Raw genomic sequence first — 20,264 nt, 5'->3', positions numbered from 1 at the left:
GGAAATAGACATGAGTGAAATCCGAACTCTCAAGGAACTGCTCGCCGCGGGGCGTAGCGATGCCGCTGCGATCACCGCGCCGGGGGCGCGGGACCTGACCTTTGATGCCTTTCGCAAGCTCGTCGCCGATACGATCGCGGCGTTGAACGGTTTCGGTGTCGGCCGCAACGACCGCGTCGCCATCGTCCTGCCCAACGGCCCGGAAATGGCGACGGCCTTCGTCGCCATCGCGTCGGGCGCGACCGCCGCGCCGCTGAACCCGGCCTATAAGGCCGACGAGTTCGAGTTTTACATGAGCGACCTCAACTCCAAGGCGCTCGTCGTCGAGGCTGGCAGCAAATCGCCTGCGGTCGCGGTCGCGCAGAAGCTCGGCATCTCGATCCTCACCCTGACGCTCGATGCGAACGCCGGCGCCGGGGCGTTCACACTCTCGGGCGGCGAGAAAAAGCCGGCCGCCAACCCCGGCTACGCCGAGAGCGAGGACGTCGCCCTCATCCTGCACACATCGGGCACGACCTCGCGGCCAAAGATCGTGCCGCTGAGCCAGCGCAATGTCACCGCCTCGGCGGGGAACATCGCGACCAGCCTCGAATTCACCGACACGGATCGCGGCCTCAACATCATGCCGCTCTTCCATATCCACGGGCTGATCGCCGGCATTCTCGCGCCGCTGTCGCGCGGCGGACAGATTTTCTGCACGCCCGGCTTCAACGCGTTGAAGTTTTTCGGCTGGATGGATGATTGCAAGCCGACCTGGTACACGGCGGTGCCGACGATGCATCAGGCGATCCTCGCCCGCTCCAGCCAAAACAAGGATGTGATCGCGCGTCACCCGCTGCGCTTCCTGCGCTCGTCCTCGGCATCCATGCCGCCGCAATTGATCGGCGAACTGGAGGCGGCCTTTCACGCGCCGCTCATCGAAGCCTACGGCATGACCGAGGCCTCGCATCAGATGGCCTCGAACCCGTTGCGCGGCAAGCGCAAGCCCGGCGCCGTTGGCCTGCCGGCCGGTCCCGAGATCGGCATTATGGATGAGGACGGCAATCTGCTCGGCATCGGGGAGATCGGCGAAGTCGTCATCCGCGGCGACAACGTCACGACAGGCTACGAGAACAATCCCTCGGCCAACGCCAGCGCCTTCACCAATGGCTGGTTCCGCACCGGCGATCAGGGCATGATCGACGCCGATGGGCATTTGAGCCTTACCGGGCGGCTTAAGGAAATCATCAATCGCGCCGGCGAAAAAATTTCGCCGCGCGAAGTCGACGAAGCCCTGCTCGATCATCCGGCGGTCGCGCAGGTCGTGACCTTCGCATTGCCGCATGACAAGCTTGGCGAAGAAGTCGCCGCCGCCGTCGTCCTGCGCGAGGGGCACACGGTGACCGAGGCGGAATTGCGCAATTTTCTCTCCGAACGGCTGGCAGCGTTCAAGACGCCGCGCAAGATCGTTTTCCTGGAAGAGATTCCGAAGGGCGCGACCGGCAAATTGCAGCGCATCGGCCTCGCGCAGAAGCTGGGCCTCGCCTGATCGATCGTTGATCCGGCTTCGGGGGAATGAGACGGGACGCCATTGCGGCGTCCCGTTCTGCTTTTAGCAGTGCGTAACAGTGTGGGTGTGGGACTCGCCCGTGTCCTCGTCCTGGACGGTCTTGCTGTGGGTTTCACAGCCGGTGCCCGGGCCGCCCGGCCCGACGTGAACACCAACGACACCCGGCACGCCGACGTAAGCACCACCCGGATGCGAATCGTAATGCTCGGTGTGCGTCGTCGTCGTTCTCGTATCGTCGTCGTCCTGCGCCATAGCCGCGGACATCCACAGGATCGCGCTCGCGGCAAGCGCGAACTTACCTATCGTTTTCATCGTCCTCTCCCTCGTTGAGAGACCGCTTGGGCGGCCCCTGCGGCAACGGCGCTTGCGGAATTCGGTTCCGATGGCAAATGACCCCGCCGCGTCCGCTGCGGCGCTAGATTCGTCCGAGCGCAACCAGGACGATGATGATGATGAGAATGAGCCCAAGTCCGCCGGAGGGATAATAGCCCCAGCCAGAGGAATACGGCCAGGTCGGCAAGCCGCCGATCAAAAGCAATATCAGAATGATGATGAGAATTGTCGAAAGCATTTTTACCTCCACCCGAACCGTCTCTTGCTCGGGCGAGGCTAACTGCGAATCTTGTCCCAAGGTTCCCCGCCAATTGCGACGCGCTGGATTCGCACAAAGGCTAGCTGTCTCGCTGCGCGGGAAATGAATGCCGAATCCAGCTCAAAACTTTGCAGCACCCCTAAAACCATACGAGAGGAAATCTCGTCAGCTGAAAGCATTACGGTACACCTGCTGCCGCTCTACCCGAAAATATTTCATCGTCTGATGACACTCGACAAGCGCGCCGAAATAGGAGTTTCGATCAGGAAGCCGCGTCTTATCGAATTTCTCGCGGCGGCCCATTTCGTTCCAGAGGTGCAGTGCATGGGACGATCGCGTCGCCGCGCAGATTTCCTCCTTGGCGTCGGGCGCGAAGACTTTCGCCCATTCGCCATAGTGAATTGGGTAGAAGGCGGGCCTTGCGAGCACATCCGCGGAAAGATTGTTGCTGCGCACGATCTGCGTCATGAGCTCCGGGCCGGCCTGCCCCCATTTCAAGTCGGTGCCCATTGCCGCGGCCAGATCGCGTGCTTCCGCCGCAAGACTCGGCACCATCCGCAGAACCGCATTGCCGACTCGTTCGCTGTCCTCCCAGGCGGCGCAGATCGGCGTTCGCAAATCTGGCCAGTCTTTACTGAGACAGATCACGTCGCTATCGACCCAGCAAACGTCAGCGACGGCCATCAGCGCATAGCGAAAGCGATTGGTGAAACCAGCAACGCTGCCGCGTCCGGGACCTGATTTATAATAAAACAGGTTCCGCCTTTTCAGAATTCGCGCCGCATCGATAACTTTGAAATGCGAAGGCGCGCCGCAATTATCATAAGCGAAAATTTCGATGTCGTGACCGTGATCCAAAAACGATTGGATACAAGTGATCTCGACGCCCGTCATTTTGCCTTGAAAGAATGTAGCAAACGCAACCATTCGCCACCCCGTCAAAAACAAGTGCTAAAATCATATAAACTAAAGCGATGCGGCGATCTGTTTTTGGAGGTTTCTTACCAAAGAAGCAGGTTCCCGCACCTTACGCAGCACGGTGCGATATTGAGAGGCTAGAAGCTGCATGCCGTCAAGATCGCTTGCAAGGGCATGAACAATTTCCCACGTGGTGCCGCGCCAGGTCAGAAAGCAGTTCTTCACATCGGCCGCCAGTGATTTTGGTGGCAGTCCGATCGGCACAGATCCAGCGTACGCACATTCAAGATATTTGGCGAGCTCGCTCTCATAGCGCGTCGGGCACAAAAAGAAATGCGTGTATGCGGCGGCGTAACCGACAAACTTCTCGCGCACAACAGAATGTTTCAATCGTGCGCCTGAATCTGGGTAGCCTGGATGATGCAGATCATGAGTGGCAATCCGCAGCAACGGATTATGCCGACATTTGCGCCGCAACAACTGGCGCAACGGATAGAGCTGCTCATCGCTTGCGCCAGAGAGAAAAACACGGCGGCGGCGCTGCGTAAGATCGATCTCGACCTCGCGCGCGGTCTCATAAGGATAAGGCAGATTCACTATCCGTGAGTGCTTCAGGCCTGCAACATAATCCTTGAATGGACCTTCCGGATCATAGGTCGTGGCGAAATGCACGCCATCGCGATCCCCGCATGCGAAAATGAATTTGACGCCCGGCTTTTTTGACACCGGCATATCCGGATCGCTGATGCGAAAGAAAATCGGAAAGCGGCTGCGTGGGGGTAGCGCAAGAAAGCTCTCGAGCGCAATGACATCGAGCGGTTCGAGGCGATTATCGATGATGCCGACATCGCACAAGCAAGATGCAATGCCGCGGATTGACTGAACTTCCCAACCGTATGCAGCGCCGAATTTTGGCCCGACTCCGAAATAGATCGCTTCGTCGTATCGATGAGTGCTCGAGACGAAATAGACAATTCTCATAGCCTACTCGCCCCCAAGATTTGCTTTCTGCTCAGCCTTTCGATTCCGGCAAATTCAGCCGGATATGCAGCTCGCGCAATTGCTTGGCCGTGACCTGCGAGGGTGCGCCCATCAGCAGGTCTTCCGCCCGCTGGTTCATCGGGAAAGGCACGATCTCGCGCAGGTTCTCCTCGCCCGCAAGCAGCATGACGATGCGATCGACGCCCGGTGCGATGCCGCCATGCGGCGGCGCGCCATATTGGAACGCGCGGTACATGCCGCCGAATTTCTGCTCCAGCACATCCTCGCCATAACCGGCGAGCGCGAAGGCCTTTTTCATAATGTCGGGGCGGTGATTACGGATCGCGCCGGAGGACAATTCGATGCCGTTGCAGACGATGTCGTACTGGAATGCCTTGATCCCGAGGATCGTCGCCTGGTCCGCCGGATCGAGCGCGACGAACGCATCGTGCTCGAAGTTCGGCATCGAGAAGGGATTGTGCGAGAAATCGATCTTCTTGTCCTCGTCGTTCCACTCGTACATGGGAAAATCGACGATCCAGCAGAACTCGAAAACATCCTTCTTCGACAGATCGAGTTCGTTGCCGATCTTCAGCCGCGCGGCGCCGGCGAGCTTGGCCGCCTTTGCCTCCTGATCGCAGACGAAGAACACCGCATCGCCCGCGCTGATTCCGGCCTTGGCGGCGATCGCCTGCTGCACTTCGGCCGGCAGGAACTTCGCGATCGGCCCCTTGCCCGAGAGCGTGCCCTCTGCTCCCTCAAAGACGACATAGCCGAGGCCCGGCGCGCCTTCACCGCGCGCCCAGTCATTGAGCTTGTCGAAGAACGAGCGTGGCTGCGCGCCCGCCCCCGGTGCGGGAATCGCGCGCACGATGCCGCCGGCCTTGATGACATTCTTGAACGCGTTGAATGTCACGTCGTCGCGGGCAAATTCCGCCGTCACATCGACGATAACGAGCGGATTGCGCAGATCCGGCTTGTCCGAGCCGTATTTCAGCAACGCCTCGGCATAGGGGATCAGCGGGAATTTCTGCGTGACCGGCTTGCCCTCGCCGAATTCCTCGAAAATGCCGCGCAGCACCGGCTCGACAGACGTGAAGACATCTTCCTGCGTGACGAAGCTCATCTCGATATCGAGCTGATAGAATTCGCCGGGGCTGCGGTCGGCACGTGCATCTTCATCGCGAAAACAGGGCGCGATCTGGAAGTAGCGGTCGAAGCCCGCAACCATGAGCAATTGCTTGAACTGCTGCGGCGCCTGCGGCAACGCGTAGAACTTGCCGGGATGCAGCCGCGAGGGCACGAGGAAGTCGCGCGCGCCCTCGGGACTCGAGGCGGTGAGAATCGGCGTCTGGAATTCGAAAAAGCCCTGCGCCTTCATCCGCGCGCGCAGGCTGTCGATGATCCGTCCGCGCAGCATGATGTTCTTGTGAAGCTTGTCGCGGCGCAGATCGAGGAAGCGATATTTGAGCCGCATGTCCTCGGGGTATTGCTGATCGCCGAAGACCGGCAGCGGCAGTTCCGCGGCCGCGCCCAGAACCTCGATGGCCGTCACATAGACTTCGATGAAGCCCGTCGGCATTTCCGGATTCTCGGTCCCCGCCGGGCGCTTGCGCACGATGCCGTCGATGCGTACCACCCATTCCGAGCGCAGGGTTTCGGCCAGCGAAAAGGCCGGGGAATCAGGATCGACGACGCATTGCGTGATCCCGTAATGATCGCGCAGATCAATGAAGAGAACGCCGCCGTGGTCGCGGATGCGGTGGCACCAGCCGGCGAGTCTGATTTCGGCATTGGCCTGCGCCTCGCGCAGGTCGCCGCACGTGTGGGTACGATAACGATGCATGTCCTGCCACGTCGAAAGCGCCACGCTCAGCGTCGCGCTAAACCTCTATTTGTTGAACGCTTCATAGGCATTGCCGAAGCCACGCAGGCTCATCGGCAAGCCGACCTCATCACCTGCCGCGTCACGGAAGACGATTTTTCCGGCGGTGTCGAGATTGCTCCAATGCGCGACCGTGGCGGGGCTCAAATCGGCCGAAGCGATGCAGGCGCCCGGAATGCAGCGCTGCCATTCGAGCTCCAGGCCCCATTTGTCGTCATTGTCCGTCCGGATATGCACGGTGCTCGGAAAGGACACATTGGTCGGCAGGATCACAATAATGCTCAAGGGATCGCTCGGATTGTGACGGCCGACCGAAATCTTGGCGACGGGCTTGCCGCTTTCCGTCTCAACTGTCTCGGAAACCTCGCAGGTCCGCGCCGCTCCCTCCGTGTGCCCGGCCTCGCAACGCAAGGACCAGGAGCCATAGCCCTTCGAGGTCACGCCAGGACGTAATTCTAATTTCTCGTGCTTTTCCGGCTTGGCCGCGTCGGGCGGCGGATTTGCCGTTTCCGCCCAGACAGGCGCGGTCAGGCCGGCGATCAGGAGGCAAGCGGGAAAGAGAACTCTGACGGACATGGGAACCGGGCGCTCCGAGGGTTGGGCGGCGCCTTCCATATACGAGAAAATGGCGGATCGATAGCCCGCCCAAAGGCTGGAAGCCGGCGCGCCTTTCCAGTATCAGACTGAAATGAGCTTGATTACGACGAATCGCGACCTGGCGGACGCCTCCCGCCGCCTGGCATCCCACCCTTTCATCACAGTCGACACGGAATTCCTGCGGGAAACGACGTTCTGGCCCCAGCTCTGCGTCGTGCAGCTGGCCTCGCCCGAAGAAGCGATCGCCGTCGACGCCCTTGCCGAAGGCATTGATCTTTCTCCGGTTTTTGCCTTGATGGCAGACCCGAAGATCGTCAAGGTCTTTCATGCCGCCCGGCAAGACATTGAGATCATTTGGAATCTCGCCCGCCTGATCCCGGCGCCGCTGTTCGACACGCAGGTCGCCGCGATGGTCTGCGGCTACGGCGACCAGATCGCCTATGGCGAACTCGTCCAGGCGGTCTGCAAGGTGGCGCTCGACAAATCCTCGCGCTTTACCGACTGGTCGCGGCGCCCCTTGTCGGAGGCGCAGGTCACTTACGCCATCGCTGACGTGACCTATCTGCGCGATATCTACCTGGCGCTGCACAAGCGGCTCGAATCGACCGGACGGCTGTCCTGGCTCGACGACGAAATGGCACAGCTCACGTCTCCCGACGTCTATGAGCAGCATCCGGAGCGGGCCTGGGAGCGGTTTCGCGGCCGGGCGCGGCGCCCGCGCGACCTCGCCGTGCTGATGGAGCTTGCCGCCTGGCGCGAGGCGGAAGCCCAGAGCCGTGACGTGCCGCGCGGCCGCGTGCTGAAGGACGATATATTGATCGAGGTCGCCGCTGCGGCGCCGCGGACGGCGGACGAGCTCAGCAATCTGCGCGCCTTCCCGCGCGGTATGGAGCGCTCGCGTGCCGGCACCGATATTCTCGCCGCTATCCAGCGCGGCCTCGCCCGCGACCCGAAAACCTTGCCGAAGATCGAACGCGAGCGGCGCAACGGCAATGGCGCGACGGTCGAGCTCTTGAAAGTCCTGCTGCGTCAGGTCAGCGAGGCGCATGACGTCGCCGCGAAAATGATCGCCACAGTCGAAGACCTTGAAACTCTGGCCGCCACGCCGCGCGCTAAAATTCCGGCGCTGACAGGCTGGCGCTACGAGATTTTCGGCGCAAAGGCGCTCGAACTGATCGACGGCCGCCTGGCGCTGACGCTCGAAAAAGGCAAGGTCGTCACGCTCGAATGGCAGGACACGCCGGAGAGCGCGGCCGCGGCGGCGCGGTAATTCAGTCTAGGCCGACTCGGCCGTGCCATTGCCCGCCTTGGCATTGGCGCCGATCTGGATCGCCGGCTCGCGGCCGACAAGTTTCGTGAGCTGCTTGAGGCGATTGCTCAGCCGCTCGCTGACGAGATCGGCGAGGTCGGGCGGCAAGGTGAGGACGAGCTTGCCCTTGGCTGCGAGAAGCGGCGTGCGCGGCAGGACATCCGCGATTCCGGCCGAGATGACATAGGCGATGCGCATCGCGCCGGCGAGCAGACGCGCGCGGTCGAGCAGACGCGGCGAGAGATGCGCGCGAATCTGCGGATTCACATCGGCATCGAGCCCGAGATAGCGATAGGACATGGTAAGCGCGAGGAAGCAGCGGCCGGGATGGTCAATGCCGGTGAACGCGCCGTTGACGACAATGTTGAGGCTCTGCTCGCTGCGATAGTCCGGATGGGCGCGCCAGTTGACGTCGGCGAGCAGGCAGGCCGCGTGACGGAGCCGTTTGTCCTCCGGGCTTTCCTCAAGCCGCAACGAATCCATGAAGCCGTCCGTCCAGTGCCGCAGATCCTCGGCATGACGCGGCGAGCGCGAATAGGCATCGTTGAACATCTGCGCGCTGAAGATGAGCGGATCGAGTCGCTGCTCGGCGCTCGACAATTGCTCATAGAGAAGCCCCTCGCGCACACCCGAGGCGGAAATGGTCACCTGCTTCGGCATTGCCTTGCGGATGATCTCGTCAAGGACGATGGCACCATAGGCGAGCAGCGGACGCCGGGCGGGCGTCACCGCCTCGACAGCGACCAGCGCCTCGGCATTGACGCGCTCGACAAGGCCGCCAAAGTCCGCAGCCTCCCGTGCGGGAATATTGTAGCCATGCATGATGCTCAGCAGATAATTGCGCTGGCGCATATGCAGCTTGGCGAGCGCGCGCCAGGTGCCGCCGACGGCATAAAGCGTGCGGCCGCGCAGGCGCGTCAGCAGCTTGGCCGCCTCCAGCTGTTCCTGCGCGATCTTTGCCGCATTGCGCAGCGACTGGTTGGACGCATCCATGAGCGAAAGGCCGCCGAGCGGCAGCGTGACGCCCTTGCCGATTTTGGTGCCCTTGATCTCGATGAGTTCGAGCGAACCGCCGCCGAGGTCGGCGACGATGCCGTCCGGCTCGTGAAAGCCGGAGATGACGCCCAAAGCCGAAAGCTCTGCTTCGCGGCGGCCGGAGAGCAAGCTGACCGGCGCGCCGACGGCAGCACTCGCCTCGGCGACGAAGGCAGGCCCGTTCGTGGCGTCGCGCGCGGCGGCGGTCGCGAAAGCATAGACCTGCTGCACATCCATGATCTTGATAAGCGTCCGGTAGCGCCGCAGGGCGGCGAGCGCCTTGGCCACGCTGGCGGGCGAAAGTTCGCCCGTCTTGGCAACACCGTTGCCCAGGCCGCACAGGGCCTTCTCGTTGAAGATCGGCGTCGGCGCCCGCGTCAGCCCATCATAGGCGACGAGGCGCACCGAATTCGAGCCGATATCGACAACGGCGACCGGCCCTTTCACCTCCGGGCGCAGCGGTGTCGGCGTAAATAATTTGGGCATCAACAGGTTCACCGGCCCTCCAACCGCTTCAGCAGAGTCTTCGGTGCCGATTCCTGCAACGACCGGCCACGGCCCGAAAGGCTCGGATTGGTCATGAAATAGGAATGCGCGTTGAAGGGCTCGTTCTTGCCCGCGTTGATGCGCGAACTGGAGCCGTCCGGCAACACCCGATAGCTCTGCTGGTTGTCGAGGAGATTGGCGATCATGATCTGATCGAGCACCTGACTGTGGCAGGTGGGATTGGTGATTGGCACCAGCGCCTCGACGCGGCGGTCGAGATTGCGCGGCATGAGATCGGCGGAGGAAATATAAACCGCCGCCTTGGCATGCGGCAGGCCGTGGCCGCAGCCGAAGGCGTAGACGCGCGCATGTTCGAGAAAGCGGCCGATGATCGACTTGACGCGAATGTTCTCGGACAGGCCCGGCACGCCCGGCCGCAGGCAGCAGATGCCACGGACGATGCAATCGATCTGCACACCCGCCTGGCTCGCCGCATAGAGCGCGTCGATGATCTCGGGATCGACGAGGGCGTTGCACTTGGCCCAGATCGCCGCCGGTTTGCCCGCGCGGGCGAGGTCGGCTTCCTTAGCGATATGGTCGAGCAGCCGCTTCTTCAAATTGATCGGCGAGATCGACATGCGCTCCAACTGCGCCGGTTCGGCATAGCCGGTGATGTAATTGAAGATACGCGAGACATCGCTGGCGATCGCGGGGTCGGCCGTGAAGAAGGAAATGTCCGTGTAAATCCGCGCCGTCACCGGATGATAATTGCCGGTGCCGAGATGGCAATACGTGACGAGCCCGGCGCCCTCGCGCCGCACGACCATCGAGAGCTTGGCATGCGTCTTGAGCGCAATGAAGCCGAAGACGACCTGCGCGCCCGCGCGCTCGAGATCGAGCGCCCAGCGGATATTGGCCTCCTCGTCAAAGCGCGCCTTCAATTCGACCAGCGCGGTGACGGATTTGCCGGCCTCCGCCGCTTCGATCAGGGCGCGGACGATCGGACTGTCCGCCGAGGTGCGATAGAGCGTTTGCTTGATCGCAACGACCGAGGGGTCCGCCGCCGCCTGCTTCAGGAATTGCACAACGACGTCGAAGGATTCGTAGGGGTGATGGACGACGAGGTCCTTCTGCTTGATGGCGACAAAGCAATCGCCGCCATTGTCGCGCACGCGTTCGGGAAACCGCGCGTTGTAAGGCTTGAACTTCAGGTCCGGCCGATCGACACCGATCAGCACCGAAAGGTCGTTCTGCGCCAGCATACCGTCGAGGACGAAAATCTCATCGCCCGCGACATCGAGCTCCTCAGAGACGAAATTGCGCAATTGCTCGGGCATATGCGCGTCGACTTCGAGCCGGATGACAGAGCCGCGGCGGCGGCGCTTCAAAGCGGACTGGAACAGGAGCACCAGATCCTCGGCCTCTTCCTCGATCTCGATATCGCTGTCGCGAATGACACGGAACACGCCGGACCCGCGCACAAGATAGCCGGGGAACAGCGACTGGGTGAACATGCTCACCAGTGTTTCGATCGCGATGAAACGCTGGGCGCTGCCGTCCGGCGGCAGTTGCACGAAGCGGTCCGCCTTGATCGGCAGACGGATCAGCGCCTTGAGATGGCGGTTTTCGCGCGGCTCGACGAGTTCCAGCGCGATCGTGAATCCGAGATTGGGAATGAACGGAAACGGATGCGCCGGATCGACCGCCAGCGGCGTCAGCAGCGGGAAGATGTGCTGCAGGAAATATTGCTCGAGCCAGGCAACATCCGTCGCGTCGACATCCTGCGCATCGAGCAGGATGACGGCATTCGTCTTCAGCTCCTTGCGCAATTCGCCCCAGCGGCGCTGCTGCTCGGCGGCGAGCAGGCCAACCCGCTCGCGGATTTTTACCAATTGCTCGGCTGGCGTCAGCCCATCCTCGGACGGCGTCGAGACACCGGCACGCACCTGGCCGCGCAGGCCCGCGACCCGGACCATGAAGAATTCATCGAGGTTGTTGGCCGAGATCGAGAGGAACCGCAATTGCTCCAGCAAGGGATGGTTGCGGTTGGAGGCCTCCTGCAAAACGCGGCGGTTGAATTCGAGCCACGACAATTCGCGGTTGATGAAGCGCTCGGGCGAATGGATGAGGTCCGGATGCGGGCCGGAGACCTTGGAGAGATCGTCCATGATCGGGATCGAGGCGGCTGGGGATGATTCCCCGGCAAGAGCCGGATCGACGGGCGGCGGAACTTCCACCGGCGGCTCGTTTTCGGCAGATCTCAGTTCATCGCCCTTGGACGGCACGGTATTCTCCTTTGCTTGGCCCGGCGACGCTGCCTCCCCCTGATGACGTTACCATGACTTCGGCACGGCTTTCGAGTTCGCGCCGAAATGGTTCACAAGTTTTCAAGGCCGCATAAGACCTTGTGAATCAATATATTTTCTGACAGAGCCCGGACGTTGAAGCAGCCCGGCCCACGCCGTCATTCGTCGCCGTGGGCGCGCTCGTCGATCGTAATCGTGTTGATATGGGTGAAATCGACCGAGACCGGCTGCTTCTCCCGCGCCGCCGCGAGCTGGAACGTCTTGATGACATGCTCCAGCCGGCGGAACGCCTCCTTATAGGCTTCGCTCTTCTCGGAAATGCCTAAGGGCGCCAAACAGAATTCGATGATTTCGCGCGGCCGGTTCAATTTGGTGGACATGGGATTCTCCTGGAATGGGACTGATTACGCCGAGGGGAAGCCCCCCTGAAACGTGAATTCGCTCTGCGGGTTGCGTCCGCTCGGGGCTTCGCGCTTGCGCTGGCTTTCCGTCAATACGCTTGGATCGCCCTGCCGCCCGATGGCGATGGCCGCCTCCGGCCGATAGTCCGCCGGCAGGTTTAGCACCGGCGTCGTGCGCTCGACATCAAAGCCGCCCATGGCATGAGCCGCCCATCCGCGCTGATGCGCCGCGAGTGCAAGATAAGCCCAGGCTGCGCCGCTATCGAACGAATGCGTGCGGGTCGTCACCGGCTTGTCGCTGCCGGGATAGAGCGCCGTCGTCTTCGACGCGAGAATGACGAGCGCGCCCGCATTCTTCGCCCAGGATTGATTGGCTTCGATCAGCAAACCGAGGAAGGTGTCGAACTCCGGCGTGCCGCGCAAGGCATAGAAAAAACGCCACGGCTGGAGATTGAACGAGGACGGCGCCCAGCGGGCGGCCTCGAACAGGCTGCGCAATTCCGATTCCGGAATTTTTTCGCCGGTGAAGGCGCGGGGCGACCACCGGGCCAGAAATTGCGGATCGACCGGATAGTCGGCAACGCGTGAATTGGTATTGCTCACGTTATTCCCTTTATCGAATTTCTGCCGGCTGACAGGCGCGGACACGGCCGCCTTTTAGCGGATTTGTTGCACCCGCGACAGGCGTTTGCGCTGCAATCCAGACACATAATTGGCCACACGCAAACTAGCGCCGCTTTTGCGACGGCGCACCCGCCGGTTCGCACTGGAAACGAGCCTCCACGAGAGCCCTGAGCCGCTTGCCTGGTGGCAGGATCGTTTCCGGCACCGGATCATAACCGGACGTGCCCCACGGGTGGCAACGGCAGAGACGCGCCGCTCCTAGTGCCCCGCCCGACCAGAGGCCGTGCCGGGCGATCGCCTCGTCCATATAGGCCGAGCACGTCGGTTCATGCCGGCAATAGCGGCCGATGAAGGCCGACAGACTCAATTGATAAGCCCGGATGAGCAAATGCGCCACGCGACGGGGCGCCAGACGCAACGTCTCTCCGGCAATCTCAGGCCGCATCGGAGGATGCCTTTTCGCGCGCCTCGATCTGTTCGAGGGCATCGACCGTCGCCTCGAAGGTCAGCAAGGTCGAGGCGTGCCGGGCCTTATAATCGCGCACCGGCTCCAGCACCGCGAACTCTGCCCATTTGCCGCTTGGCGGCGGCCCGTTTTCCTTCAGCATGGCTCGCATGGCATCGCGCAATTGCCGCAGCTCCGCGCCGCTGGCGCCGATGACATGCCGGGCCAGAAGCGAGGACGAAGCCTGGCCGAGGGCGCAGGCTTTCACGTCATGGGCGAAATCCGTAACCTCGCCTTTCTCCATCTTGAGATCGACGATCACGGTCGAGCCGCAGAGCTTGGAATGTGCGCGCGCCGTCGCATCCGGCGCGTCAAGGCGTCCCAGGCGCGGGATGTTGGCCGCCAGCTCAAGAATTTTCGTATTGTAGACGTCGTCGAGCATGTTCTGTCGTCGGCCGGGGCTAGATGACGGGCCGTCCCAAACACTATATAGGTATACCCGAAACCGGGGTGCTATAGAGGAAATCAGGCTCGACACCGAAGATTTGGCGACTTTCTGGCCACACAGCCTCAGGAATGCCGAATACGACCTTGTTTACCTGAGGTTCAACCCTAAGTCAGAAATTCTGCCATTGGAGGCACCACATGGATGACGTGGTTAAGTCCTTGTTCGAACGCCAGCCGCCGAAAATCATCACTCCTGCTCCGGACCGACCCACCCGCGAGGAAGCCGAGGCCGCGGTGCGGACGCTGCTGCTCTGGGCTGGCGATGACCCGGAGCGCGAAGGGCTGCGCGACACACCGACGCGGGTCGTCAAAGCCTACGAAGAATTATTCTCCGGCTACAAGAACGATGCGAATGATGTTCTCTCGCGCGTCTTCGAGGAAGTCCAGGGTTACGACGACCTGATCCTCGTCCGCGACATCCCCTTCTTTTCGCATTGCGAGCACCACATGGTGCCGTTCATCGGCAAGGCGCATATCGCCTATTACGTCGGTGAGGAAGGCGTCGTCGGTCTGTCGAAACTGGCGCGGCTCGTCGATATCTATGCCCGCCGTCTGCAGACGCAGGAGGCGCTCACGGCGCAGATCATCGGCGCCATCGACAAGCATCTGCGTCCGCGCGGCGCGGCGGTGATGCTCGAAGCCGAGCATCTCTGCATGTCCATGCGCGGCGTTCAGAAGCAGGGCGCCTCGACGATCACCAATCAGTTCACCGGCGTCTTCCGCGACGATCCGGCCGAACAGGTCCGCTTCCTGACGCTGGTTCGCGGCAGATAAGGCTTCCTCAATGTCAGGCCCCTTCCCGTCTCCGGGCGGCAAGGCCGAACTCGAAGAAGGCGGCGTGTTCACGCCGCGCTTCGACGCGGACGGCCTTATCGGCTGCATCACGCTCGACGCGGCGGACGGCGCGGTGCTGATGTTCGCGCATATGAACGCAGAAGCGCTGCGGCTGACGCTCGAAACCGGCATCGCCCATTATTGGTCGCGCTCGCGCCAGAGCCTCTGGCGCAAGGGCGACACCTCCGGCCAACAGCAGACGGTCGTCGAGATCCGCACCGATTGCGATCAGGACGTCTTGTTGATGAAGGTTGTGCCGGGCGGCGACGGCGGCGCCTGCCATACCGGGCGGCGCTCGTGCTTCTATCGCAAGGTGGCGCTCGGCGCCGGCGCGACGAAACTGACGTTCGACGCACCGGACGCCGGCAAGGTCTGACGTTGCCCGAACGGCAAAGCTAGACCGCCGCGATATATTCGCGCAGCGCCGACTGCTCGCGCTCCATTTCCGCAAGCCGGTACTTGACCACATCGCCGATCGAGATGAGGCCATTCAGCCGGCCGTCCTTCAAAACCGGAACGTGCCGGAAGCGGCCGAGGCTCATCCGTTCGATCGTCGCGAGCAAAGTCTCCTCCTCGGCGATGGTGACGACCTCGCTCGTCATGTGTGACGAGGCCGGATCGTCCAGAGCCTGGGCGCCACGCTGGCCGATCGCGCGCACGATGTCGCGCTCCGACAAAATTCCCAGCAGCTTGCCTTGCGCGTCGACAATCACCAAAGCGCCGATGCGCCGGCTCGCGAGTATCTCGCTAATTTCCAACAACGTCCTGTGCGGCTGTGCGGTAATGACCTCACGGCCCTTCGTCGTCAGGATTCGTGCGATTGTCATCTCGACCTCCTCCGGGTCGCATTTGCATCCCTGAAACATCGCTCTTCGTGGCGATCGATTTCGATAAGGATGCACACTTCCGAGCATCGATGCAAGAATTCTGCGCGCGAGAATAATTACAACGCTCGTTTGAAACGGCGGAGCTTCCTCAAAAGAAAATCGCTTTCATTGATTTAGCGGTTGCGTTTGCGATGCCACATGAATCGCGGCGCTAATCCTTTGCAGCCGCAGCAATATCGTTGTGCGGCGCGGCCTGCGGCGGATCGAACAGAGAGAAAGCGAGAAGGCCGAAAAGAAATCCGCCGACATGCGCCTGCCACGCGACGCTGCCGCCGCCAACATTTGCTGGCCCGGACACAAGGCCGAAAATAAAATTCGTCGCAAACCAGAAAATCAGGAATGTCATTGCCCGGCTGTCGGTGAAGACCGCCCATAGCGGCAGCGCAGGCTGCGCATGCGGCGCCCTTTCCTGCCGCGGATCACCCCAGCCAAGGCTGGCGCCGAGCGGCGCGCCTGGCTGAAAGATGAAGCGGATCGCCGCCGCCATCGTCGCCGAGTCGATCGCCGAAGCACCGATGACCGGCTGTAGATCGTTGAGATGCGTGAGCAAATGCGCCAGGGCGCCGGCGATCGCGCCGCCGATGCAAAACGCGATGAAGCGCTGATTGCCGAAACGCCGCGCGACCGGTGCCCCGAAAGCCGCGAGCCAGAGGGCATTGAAGCCGACATGCGCCCAATTGGCGTGAAGCAAGGCATAAGTGATCGGCGTCCACCACAGCGGCGTGCCGCCGTTGAGAAAAGCGCGGTCGATCTCCGCCTGCATCGGATCGGCGTTTTGCGTCGCCGCGATGACTTTCGCGATCCGGCCCGGATCGAAGGCGTAAGTGAATCGTCCCGGGACGAAGCTGAAGTGGATGAGCGTCCAGATATTCTGCTCAAGCGGCAGAATCTGCCGCAGCAGATGCACGCCGAGCAGCAGCCCGACGAGCGCGACGATCACCGCGGGGACGTTGAAAATTCTTTGCCGCTCTGGCTGCACCTGCGTCCCCGTGCCTTGTCGCGTGCCTTGCGGCCTATTCCACGTCCTCGACTTCGGCCGGACCGCCGCCGTAAACCTTTTGCGCCAGCGCCGCTTCCATGAAGGGCTCAAGGTCGCCATCGAGCACGTCGGACGGCGTGCCGGATGTGATCCCCGTGCGCAAATCCTTCACGAGCTGATAGGGTTGCAGCACATAAGAGCGAATTTGGTGGCCCCAGCCGATATCGGTCTTGGTCGCCTCCGTCGCATTCGCCGCCGCCTCGCGAATTTCCATCTCGCGCTCATAGAGCCGCGCGCGCAGCATGTTCCAGGCCGTCGCACGATTCTTGTGCTGCGAACGCTCGCCCTGGCAGGCGACGACGATGCCGGTCGGAATATGCGTGATGCGCACCGCCGAATCCGTCGTGTTGACGTGCTGGCCGCCAGCGCCCGACGAACGATAGGTGTCGATGCGGCAATCGGATTCCTTCACGTCGATATTGATCCTGTCGTCGATGACGGGATAGACCCAGACCGAAGCGAAGCTGGTGTGACGGCGCGCGTTGGAATCGAAGGGCGAGATTCGCACCAGGCGGTGGACGCCCGATTCCGTTTTGGCCCAGCCGTGCGCGTTGTGGCCCTTGACGAGCAGCGTGGCGGATTTGATGCCCGCCTCATCGCCGGCCGTCTCTTCGATGATCTCCACCTTAAACTTGTGCCGCTCGGCCCAGCGCGCATACATGCGAAACAGCATCCGCGCCCAGTCGCAGCTTTCCGTGCCGCCGGCGCCGGAATGAACTTCGATATAGGTGTCGTTCTGGTCGACCTCGCCGGACAGCAGCGCCTCGATCTGCCTGCGCTCGACGTCCTGCTTCAGACTCTTGAGCTGGGCAATGCCTTCCTTCTCGGCCTCGGCATCGTTCTCGGCCTCGGCCAGTTCAACGAGCGTCACCGCATCATCGAGATTGGCATCGAACTGCGCGACGGCGCTGAGCCTGTCCTCAAGCTCGGTGCGCTCGCGCATGATTTTCTGCGCGGCTTCGGCATCGTTCCAGAAATTAGGATTTTCGACTTTGGCGTTTAGTTCCGCAAGCCGGCGCGTGGCGGCATCGACGTCAAAGATGCCTCCTCAGCAACCCCATGGATTGCTTGATCGATTGAGTGAGCGTTTCGGCTTCGGCACGCATTATCCGGAAATTCCCCACGGAATGGCAGCAATTCACCCCGTCACATAAGTGCTTGCGACCTCCGTGTAAACAGTTTGCGCTTGGTCAAAGAGGCGAAGGCGCACATGCTCGACTGTCCTGTGATGGGACTGAGCCCGCCGCATCTCGTCAGCAAGCATCTCAATCTCAATGCTGCGACGATGGCGAAACTGCGCAAGGACAAACCGCTGATCGTCAAGTAAACGAGGCCGGGCGGCTCAATAAAGGCCGCCCGTGCCCTGCCCCAGATTCTGATCGGCATTGGGATCGACGGTCATCACGGTCGGCGTCTGCGTGCCGTAGGTGAATGTCGTCGGCGGCGCGGTCCCGGGCTTGAAAGCCTCGAGGATCGTTCCCGGCCCCGTCGAACGCAGGCCGGTCTTCGGATCGACCGAAATGAGCTTGATGCCCGGCGGCACGCGGAAGGGCACGTCGGGCTTGTCGCTCAGCGCAACCTTCATAAAGTCGCGGAAGATCGGCGCGGTATAGAGCGCCGCCTGAGCGGAATCGCCGAGCGAGCGTGGCCGGTCGTAGCCCATGAAGACACCGACGGTCAGGTCCGGCGAATAGCCGACGAACCAGAGGTCTTTGGCATCGTTGGTCGTGCCGGTCTTGCCCGCAAGATGCTTGCCGACGGCACGGATCGCCTGGCCGGTGCCGCGCTCGATGACGCCCTCCATGATCGAGGTGATCTGATAGGCGGTCATCGGATCGATCACCTGCTCGCGCTTGTCGATGATCGTCGGCTCGTCCTGGTTGTTCCAAGCCGTAGTGTTACAATTCTGGCAGATGCGCTCGTCGTGACGGTAGATCGTATGGCCCCAGCGGTCCTGGATGCGGTCGATCAGCGTCGCCTTGATCCGTTTGCCGCCGTTGCAGAGCATCGCATAGGCAGTCGTCATCCGCATCAGCGTCGTCTCGCCGGCGCCCAGCGAATTCGAGAGATAAGGCGCCAGGTTGTCATAGATGCCGAAGCGGCGCGCATAGTCGGCGATCAGCGGCATGCCGATATCGCGCGCGAGCCGCACCGTCATCTGGTTGATCGAATGTTCGATGGCGTAGCGCAGCGTATGCGGGCCGCTCGACTTGCCCTCGAAATTTTCCGGCGTCCAGACGCCAAGGCCGGGGCCCTGATCGATCGAGACCGGCTCGTCAAGCTCGATCGAGGACGGCGTGTAGCCGTTGTCGATCGCCGCAGCGTAGACGATGGGCTTGAACGAAGAGCCGGGCTGACGCAGCGCTTGCGTGGCGCGGTTGAACTCCGATTGATCGAAGGAGAAGCCGCCGACCATGGCGAGCACGCGGCCAGTCACCGGATCCATCACGACGATGGCGCCTTCGACCTCCGGAATTTGCCGCAGCCGATATTGCCCGGGCTGGCCAGGGATCGGCTCGACATAGACGACATCGCCATTGGTGAGCGCGGGACGGGCGCGCCGGTGTGCCCATTTCAACCCGACAGGCAAGAGCAGACCGGTGTCGCGCTTGGCTTCAATGTCGCCGGACGGCAGTTTTTTCGGCTGCAGGCCGATGCGCAGCGTCTTGTCGTCGCCGTCGAGGACGACCGCGAGCCGCCAGGGGGCGACATCGCCGAGCGCCGGGATGGCAGCAAGCGGCGGCCCCCAATCGAGGCCGAGTTCGATATGGCGCAGCGGGCCGTGGAAGCCACGCGCCTCGTCGTAGCGCACAAGCCCATCCGCGAGAGCATGGCGGGCGATCATCTGCGTCTGCGGATCGAGTGTGGCGCGGACAGAGAGGCCGCCCTCGTAGAGCTTCTTTTCGCCATAGCGTTCGAGAAGCTCGCGGCGCACCTCCTCGGCAAAGAAGCCGGCGGCATAGGTGTTCGGCGAAAGCACGCGCTGTTTGGCGCCGATCGGCTCGGCCTTCGCCTTGGCGCCATCGGCTGGCGTGACGTAGCCGTTCTCGACCATGCGATCGATGACCCAGTTGCGGCGCTCGATGGCGCGCTCGCGCTGGGTGTAGGGATTGTAATTGTTGGGGCCCTTCGGCAAGGCCGCGAGATAGGCGACCTGCGCGACCGTCAATTCATTGACCGAACTGTCGAAATAATTGAGCGCCGCGGCGGCGACGCCGTAATTTCCGAGGCCGAGATAGATCTCGTTCAGATAGAGTTCGAGGATCTTCTCTTTGGAGTAGGTCGCCTCGATCCGGAACGAGAGCAGCGCCTCCCTGATCTTGCGCGTGAACGAACGTTCGCTCGACAGGAAGAAGTTCTTGGCGACCTGCTGGGTGATGGTGGAGGCGCCCTGAACATGCCGGTTGCCCTGCACGAAGACGAGCGCGGCGCGCAGCATGCCTTCGAAATCGACGCCGCCGTGATGATAGAAATTCTTGTCCTCAGCCGAGATGAAGGCTTCTTTGACGAGCGGCGGAATGGCCGAACTCGGCAGATAGAGCCGGCGCTGCTTGGAATATTCGGCGAGCACCGAACCATCGCCGGCGTGGACGCGCGTCGTCACCGGCGGCTCGTAATTCTGAAGCTGAGTGTAATCCGGCAGATCCTGCTCGAACTTCCAGGCCGTCAAGCCCGCCCCTGCCGCTGCAACGACGAAAATGATCGCGAAGGTCGTAAACGCAAAACCGAGAAGTCGGGCGATATAGCGCATACTGTAATTCAGCCCTCTGGGGCCGCCAGGGAAGCGGTCTGCTCTTGCCTCGCGGCGCGAATTTCCGCGGCGAAGCCAGCCGATACGAGCCGGAGCACAGTCCGGCATGTGGTGCGGT

At 62.0% G+C, this 20,264-nt stretch carries 20 protein-coding genes; 4 read left to right on the top strand and 16 right to left on the bottom strand.

Annotated features, from left to right (window positions below; genetic code table 11):
- Positions 1-10 precede the first annotated feature (10 nt).
- Positions 11-1,528, top strand: coding sequence for an acyl--CoA ligase (locus tag CWB41_RS10500; RefSeq protein ID WP_115836766.1), 1,518 nt, complete (start codon positions 11-13; stop codon positions 1,526-1,528).
- Positions 1,529-1,591: 63 nt separating this feature from the next.
- Here the strand turns inward: CWB41_RS10500 and CWB41_RS10495 are convergent, their stop codons facing one another.
- The 6 genes from CWB41_RS10495 to CWB41_RS10470 all read right to left on the bottom strand — a co-directional run bounded on the left by CWB41_RS10495 (position 1,592) and on the right by CWB41_RS10470 (position 6,501).
- A complete protein-coding gene (locus CWB41_RS10495) occupies positions 1,592-1,861 on the bottom strand; it encodes a hypothetical protein (RefSeq protein WP_129396464.1) in 270 nt (89 codons plus the stop codon).
- A 103-nt stretch (positions 1,862-1,964) separates the two neighbouring features.
- A complete protein-coding gene (locus CWB41_RS10490) occupies positions 1,965-2,120 on the bottom strand; it encodes a DUF3309 family protein (protein ID WP_115837103.1) in 156 nt (51 codons plus the stop codon).
- A 186-nt stretch (positions 2,121-2,306) separates the two neighbouring features.
- The gene (locus tag CWB41_RS10485; protein WP_165204260.1) at positions 2,307-2,825 is read right to left on the bottom strand and encodes a hypothetical protein; all 519 of its coding nucleotides are present in this window, start codon (positions 2,823-2,825) and stop codon (positions 2,307-2,309) included.
- A gap of 282 nt (positions 2,826-3,107) precedes the next feature.
- Complete coding sequence (locus tag CWB41_RS10480) at positions 3,108-4,040, bottom strand: hypothetical protein (protein WP_115836769.1); 933 nt, start codon at positions 4,038-4,040, stop codon at positions 3,108-3,110.
- A 31-nt stretch (positions 4,041-4,071) separates the two neighbouring features.
- Positions 4,072-5,886, bottom strand: a complete 1,815-nt coding sequence (aspS, locus tag CWB41_RS10475; RefSeq protein ID WP_115836770.1) for an aspartate--tRNA ligase — start codon at positions 5,884-5,886, stop codon at positions 4,072-4,074.
- A gap of 45 nt (positions 5,887-5,931) precedes the next feature.
- Positions 5,932-6,501, bottom strand: coding sequence for an invasion associated locus B family protein (locus tag CWB41_RS10470; RefSeq protein WP_165204256.1), 570 nt, complete (start codon positions 6,499-6,501; stop codon positions 5,932-5,934).
- A 112-nt stretch (positions 6,502-6,613) separates the two neighbouring features.
- Here CWB41_RS10470 and rnd point away from each other — a divergent pair, with 112 nt between their 5' ends.
- Entirely contained in the window at positions 6,614-7,792 is a 1,179-nt protein-coding gene (rnd, locus tag CWB41_RS10465; protein WP_115836772.1) for a ribonuclease D, read from the top strand.
- A 6-nt stretch (positions 7,793-7,798) separates the two neighbouring features.
- Here rnd and ppx read toward each other — a convergent pair whose 3' ends face one another.
- The 6 genes from ppx to CWB41_RS10435 all read right to left on the bottom strand — a co-directional run bounded on the left by ppx (position 7,799) and on the right by CWB41_RS10435 (position 13,570).
- Positions 7,799-9,352 (bottom strand): exopolyphosphatase, encoded by a 1,554-nt coding sequence (gene ppx, locus CWB41_RS10460; protein ID WP_115836773.1) that lies wholly within the window; start codon positions 9,350-9,352, stop codon positions 7,799-7,801.
- 8 nt (positions 9,353-9,360) lie between these two features.
- Positions 9,361-11,520: an RNA degradosome polyphosphate kinase gene (locus CWB41_RS10455; protein WP_115836774.1), complete on the bottom strand. Its 2,160-nt coding sequence runs from the start codon at positions 11,518-11,520 to the stop codon at positions 9,361-9,363.
- Positions 11,521-11,816: 296 nt separating this feature from the next.
- Positions 11,817-12,038 (bottom strand): hypothetical protein, encoded by a 222-nt coding sequence (locus tag CWB41_RS10450; protein ID WP_115836775.1) that lies wholly within the window; start codon positions 12,036-12,038, stop codon positions 11,817-11,819.
- A 24-nt stretch (positions 12,039-12,062) separates the two neighbouring features.
- Complete coding sequence (locus tag CWB41_RS10445) at positions 12,063-12,662, bottom strand: nitroreductase family protein (protein ID WP_115837104.1); 600 nt, start codon at positions 12,660-12,662, stop codon at positions 12,063-12,065.
- Positions 12,663-12,786: 124 nt separating this feature from the next.
- Positions 12,787-13,128, bottom strand: coding sequence for a membrane protein insertion efficiency factor YidD (gene yidD / locus CWB41_RS10440; RefSeq protein ID WP_115836776.1), 342 nt, complete (start codon positions 13,126-13,128; stop codon positions 12,787-12,789).
- Positions 13,118-13,570 carry an iron-sulfur cluster assembly scaffold protein gene (locus tag CWB41_RS10435; RefSeq protein ID WP_115836777.1) on the bottom strand — a complete coding sequence of 151 codons (453 nt, stop codon included), beginning with the start codon at positions 13,568-13,570 and terminating at the stop codon, positions 13,118-13,120. The genes yidD and CWB41_RS10435 overlap by 11 nt, the downstream gene beginning before the upstream one ends.
- 203 nt (positions 13,571-13,773) lie before the next feature.
- Between CWB41_RS10435 and folE the strand changes: the two genes are divergently transcribed.
- On the top strand, positions 13,774-14,409 hold the full coding sequence (gene folE, locus CWB41_RS10430) for a GTP cyclohydrolase I FolE (protein WP_115836778.1): 636 nt from the start codon (positions 13,774-13,776) through the stop codon (positions 14,407-14,409).
- Between the two features lie 10 nt (positions 14,410-14,419).
- On the top strand, positions 14,420-14,845 hold the full coding sequence (gene hisI / locus CWB41_RS10425) for a phosphoribosyl-AMP cyclohydrolase (protein WP_115836779.1): 426 nt from the start codon (positions 14,420-14,422) through the stop codon (positions 14,843-14,845).
- A gap of 19 nt (positions 14,846-14,864) precedes the next feature.
- On the opposite strand, the gene CWB41_RS10420 is transcribed toward hisI, so the two are convergent.
- From CWB41_RS10420 to CWB41_RS10405, 4 genes are all read right to left on the bottom strand, one after another.
- On the bottom strand, positions 14,865-15,296 hold the full coding sequence (locus tag CWB41_RS10420) for a CBS domain-containing protein (RefSeq protein WP_115837105.1): 432 nt from the start codon (positions 15,294-15,296) through the stop codon (positions 14,865-14,867).
- 211 nt (positions 15,297-15,507) lie between these two features.
- Positions 15,508-16,335 (bottom strand): rhomboid family intramembrane serine protease, encoded by an 828-nt coding sequence (locus CWB41_RS10415; protein ID WP_245411289.1) that lies wholly within the window; start codon positions 16,333-16,335, stop codon positions 15,508-15,510.
- Positions 16,336-16,369: 34 nt separating this feature from the next.
- Positions 16,370-17,501, bottom strand: a protein-coding gene (gene prfB / locus CWB41_RS10410; RefSeq protein WP_115836781.1) for a peptide chain release factor 2 whose coding sequence is annotated in 2 segments (ribosomal slippage) — positions 16,370-17,431 and positions 17,433-17,501 — 1,131 coding nt in all. Because the reading frame shifts where the segments join, the coding sequence is not laid out codon by codon here.
- 236 nt (positions 17,502-17,737) lie between these two features.
- The gene (locus CWB41_RS10405; RefSeq protein ID WP_115836782.1) at positions 17,738-20,146 is read right to left on the bottom strand and encodes a penicillin-binding protein 1A; all 2,409 of its coding nucleotides are present in this window, start codon (positions 20,144-20,146) and stop codon (positions 17,738-17,740) included.
- Between the last annotated feature and the right edge of the window lie 118 nt (positions 20,147-20,264).

This window comes from Methylovirgula ligni (assembly GCF_004135935.1).
GTDB classification, from domain to species: Bacteria; Pseudomonadota; Alphaproteobacteria; order Rhizobiales; family Beijerinckiaceae; genus Methylovirgula; species Methylovirgula ligni.
This window is presented reverse-complemented; position numbering and strand designations above follow the sequence as displayed.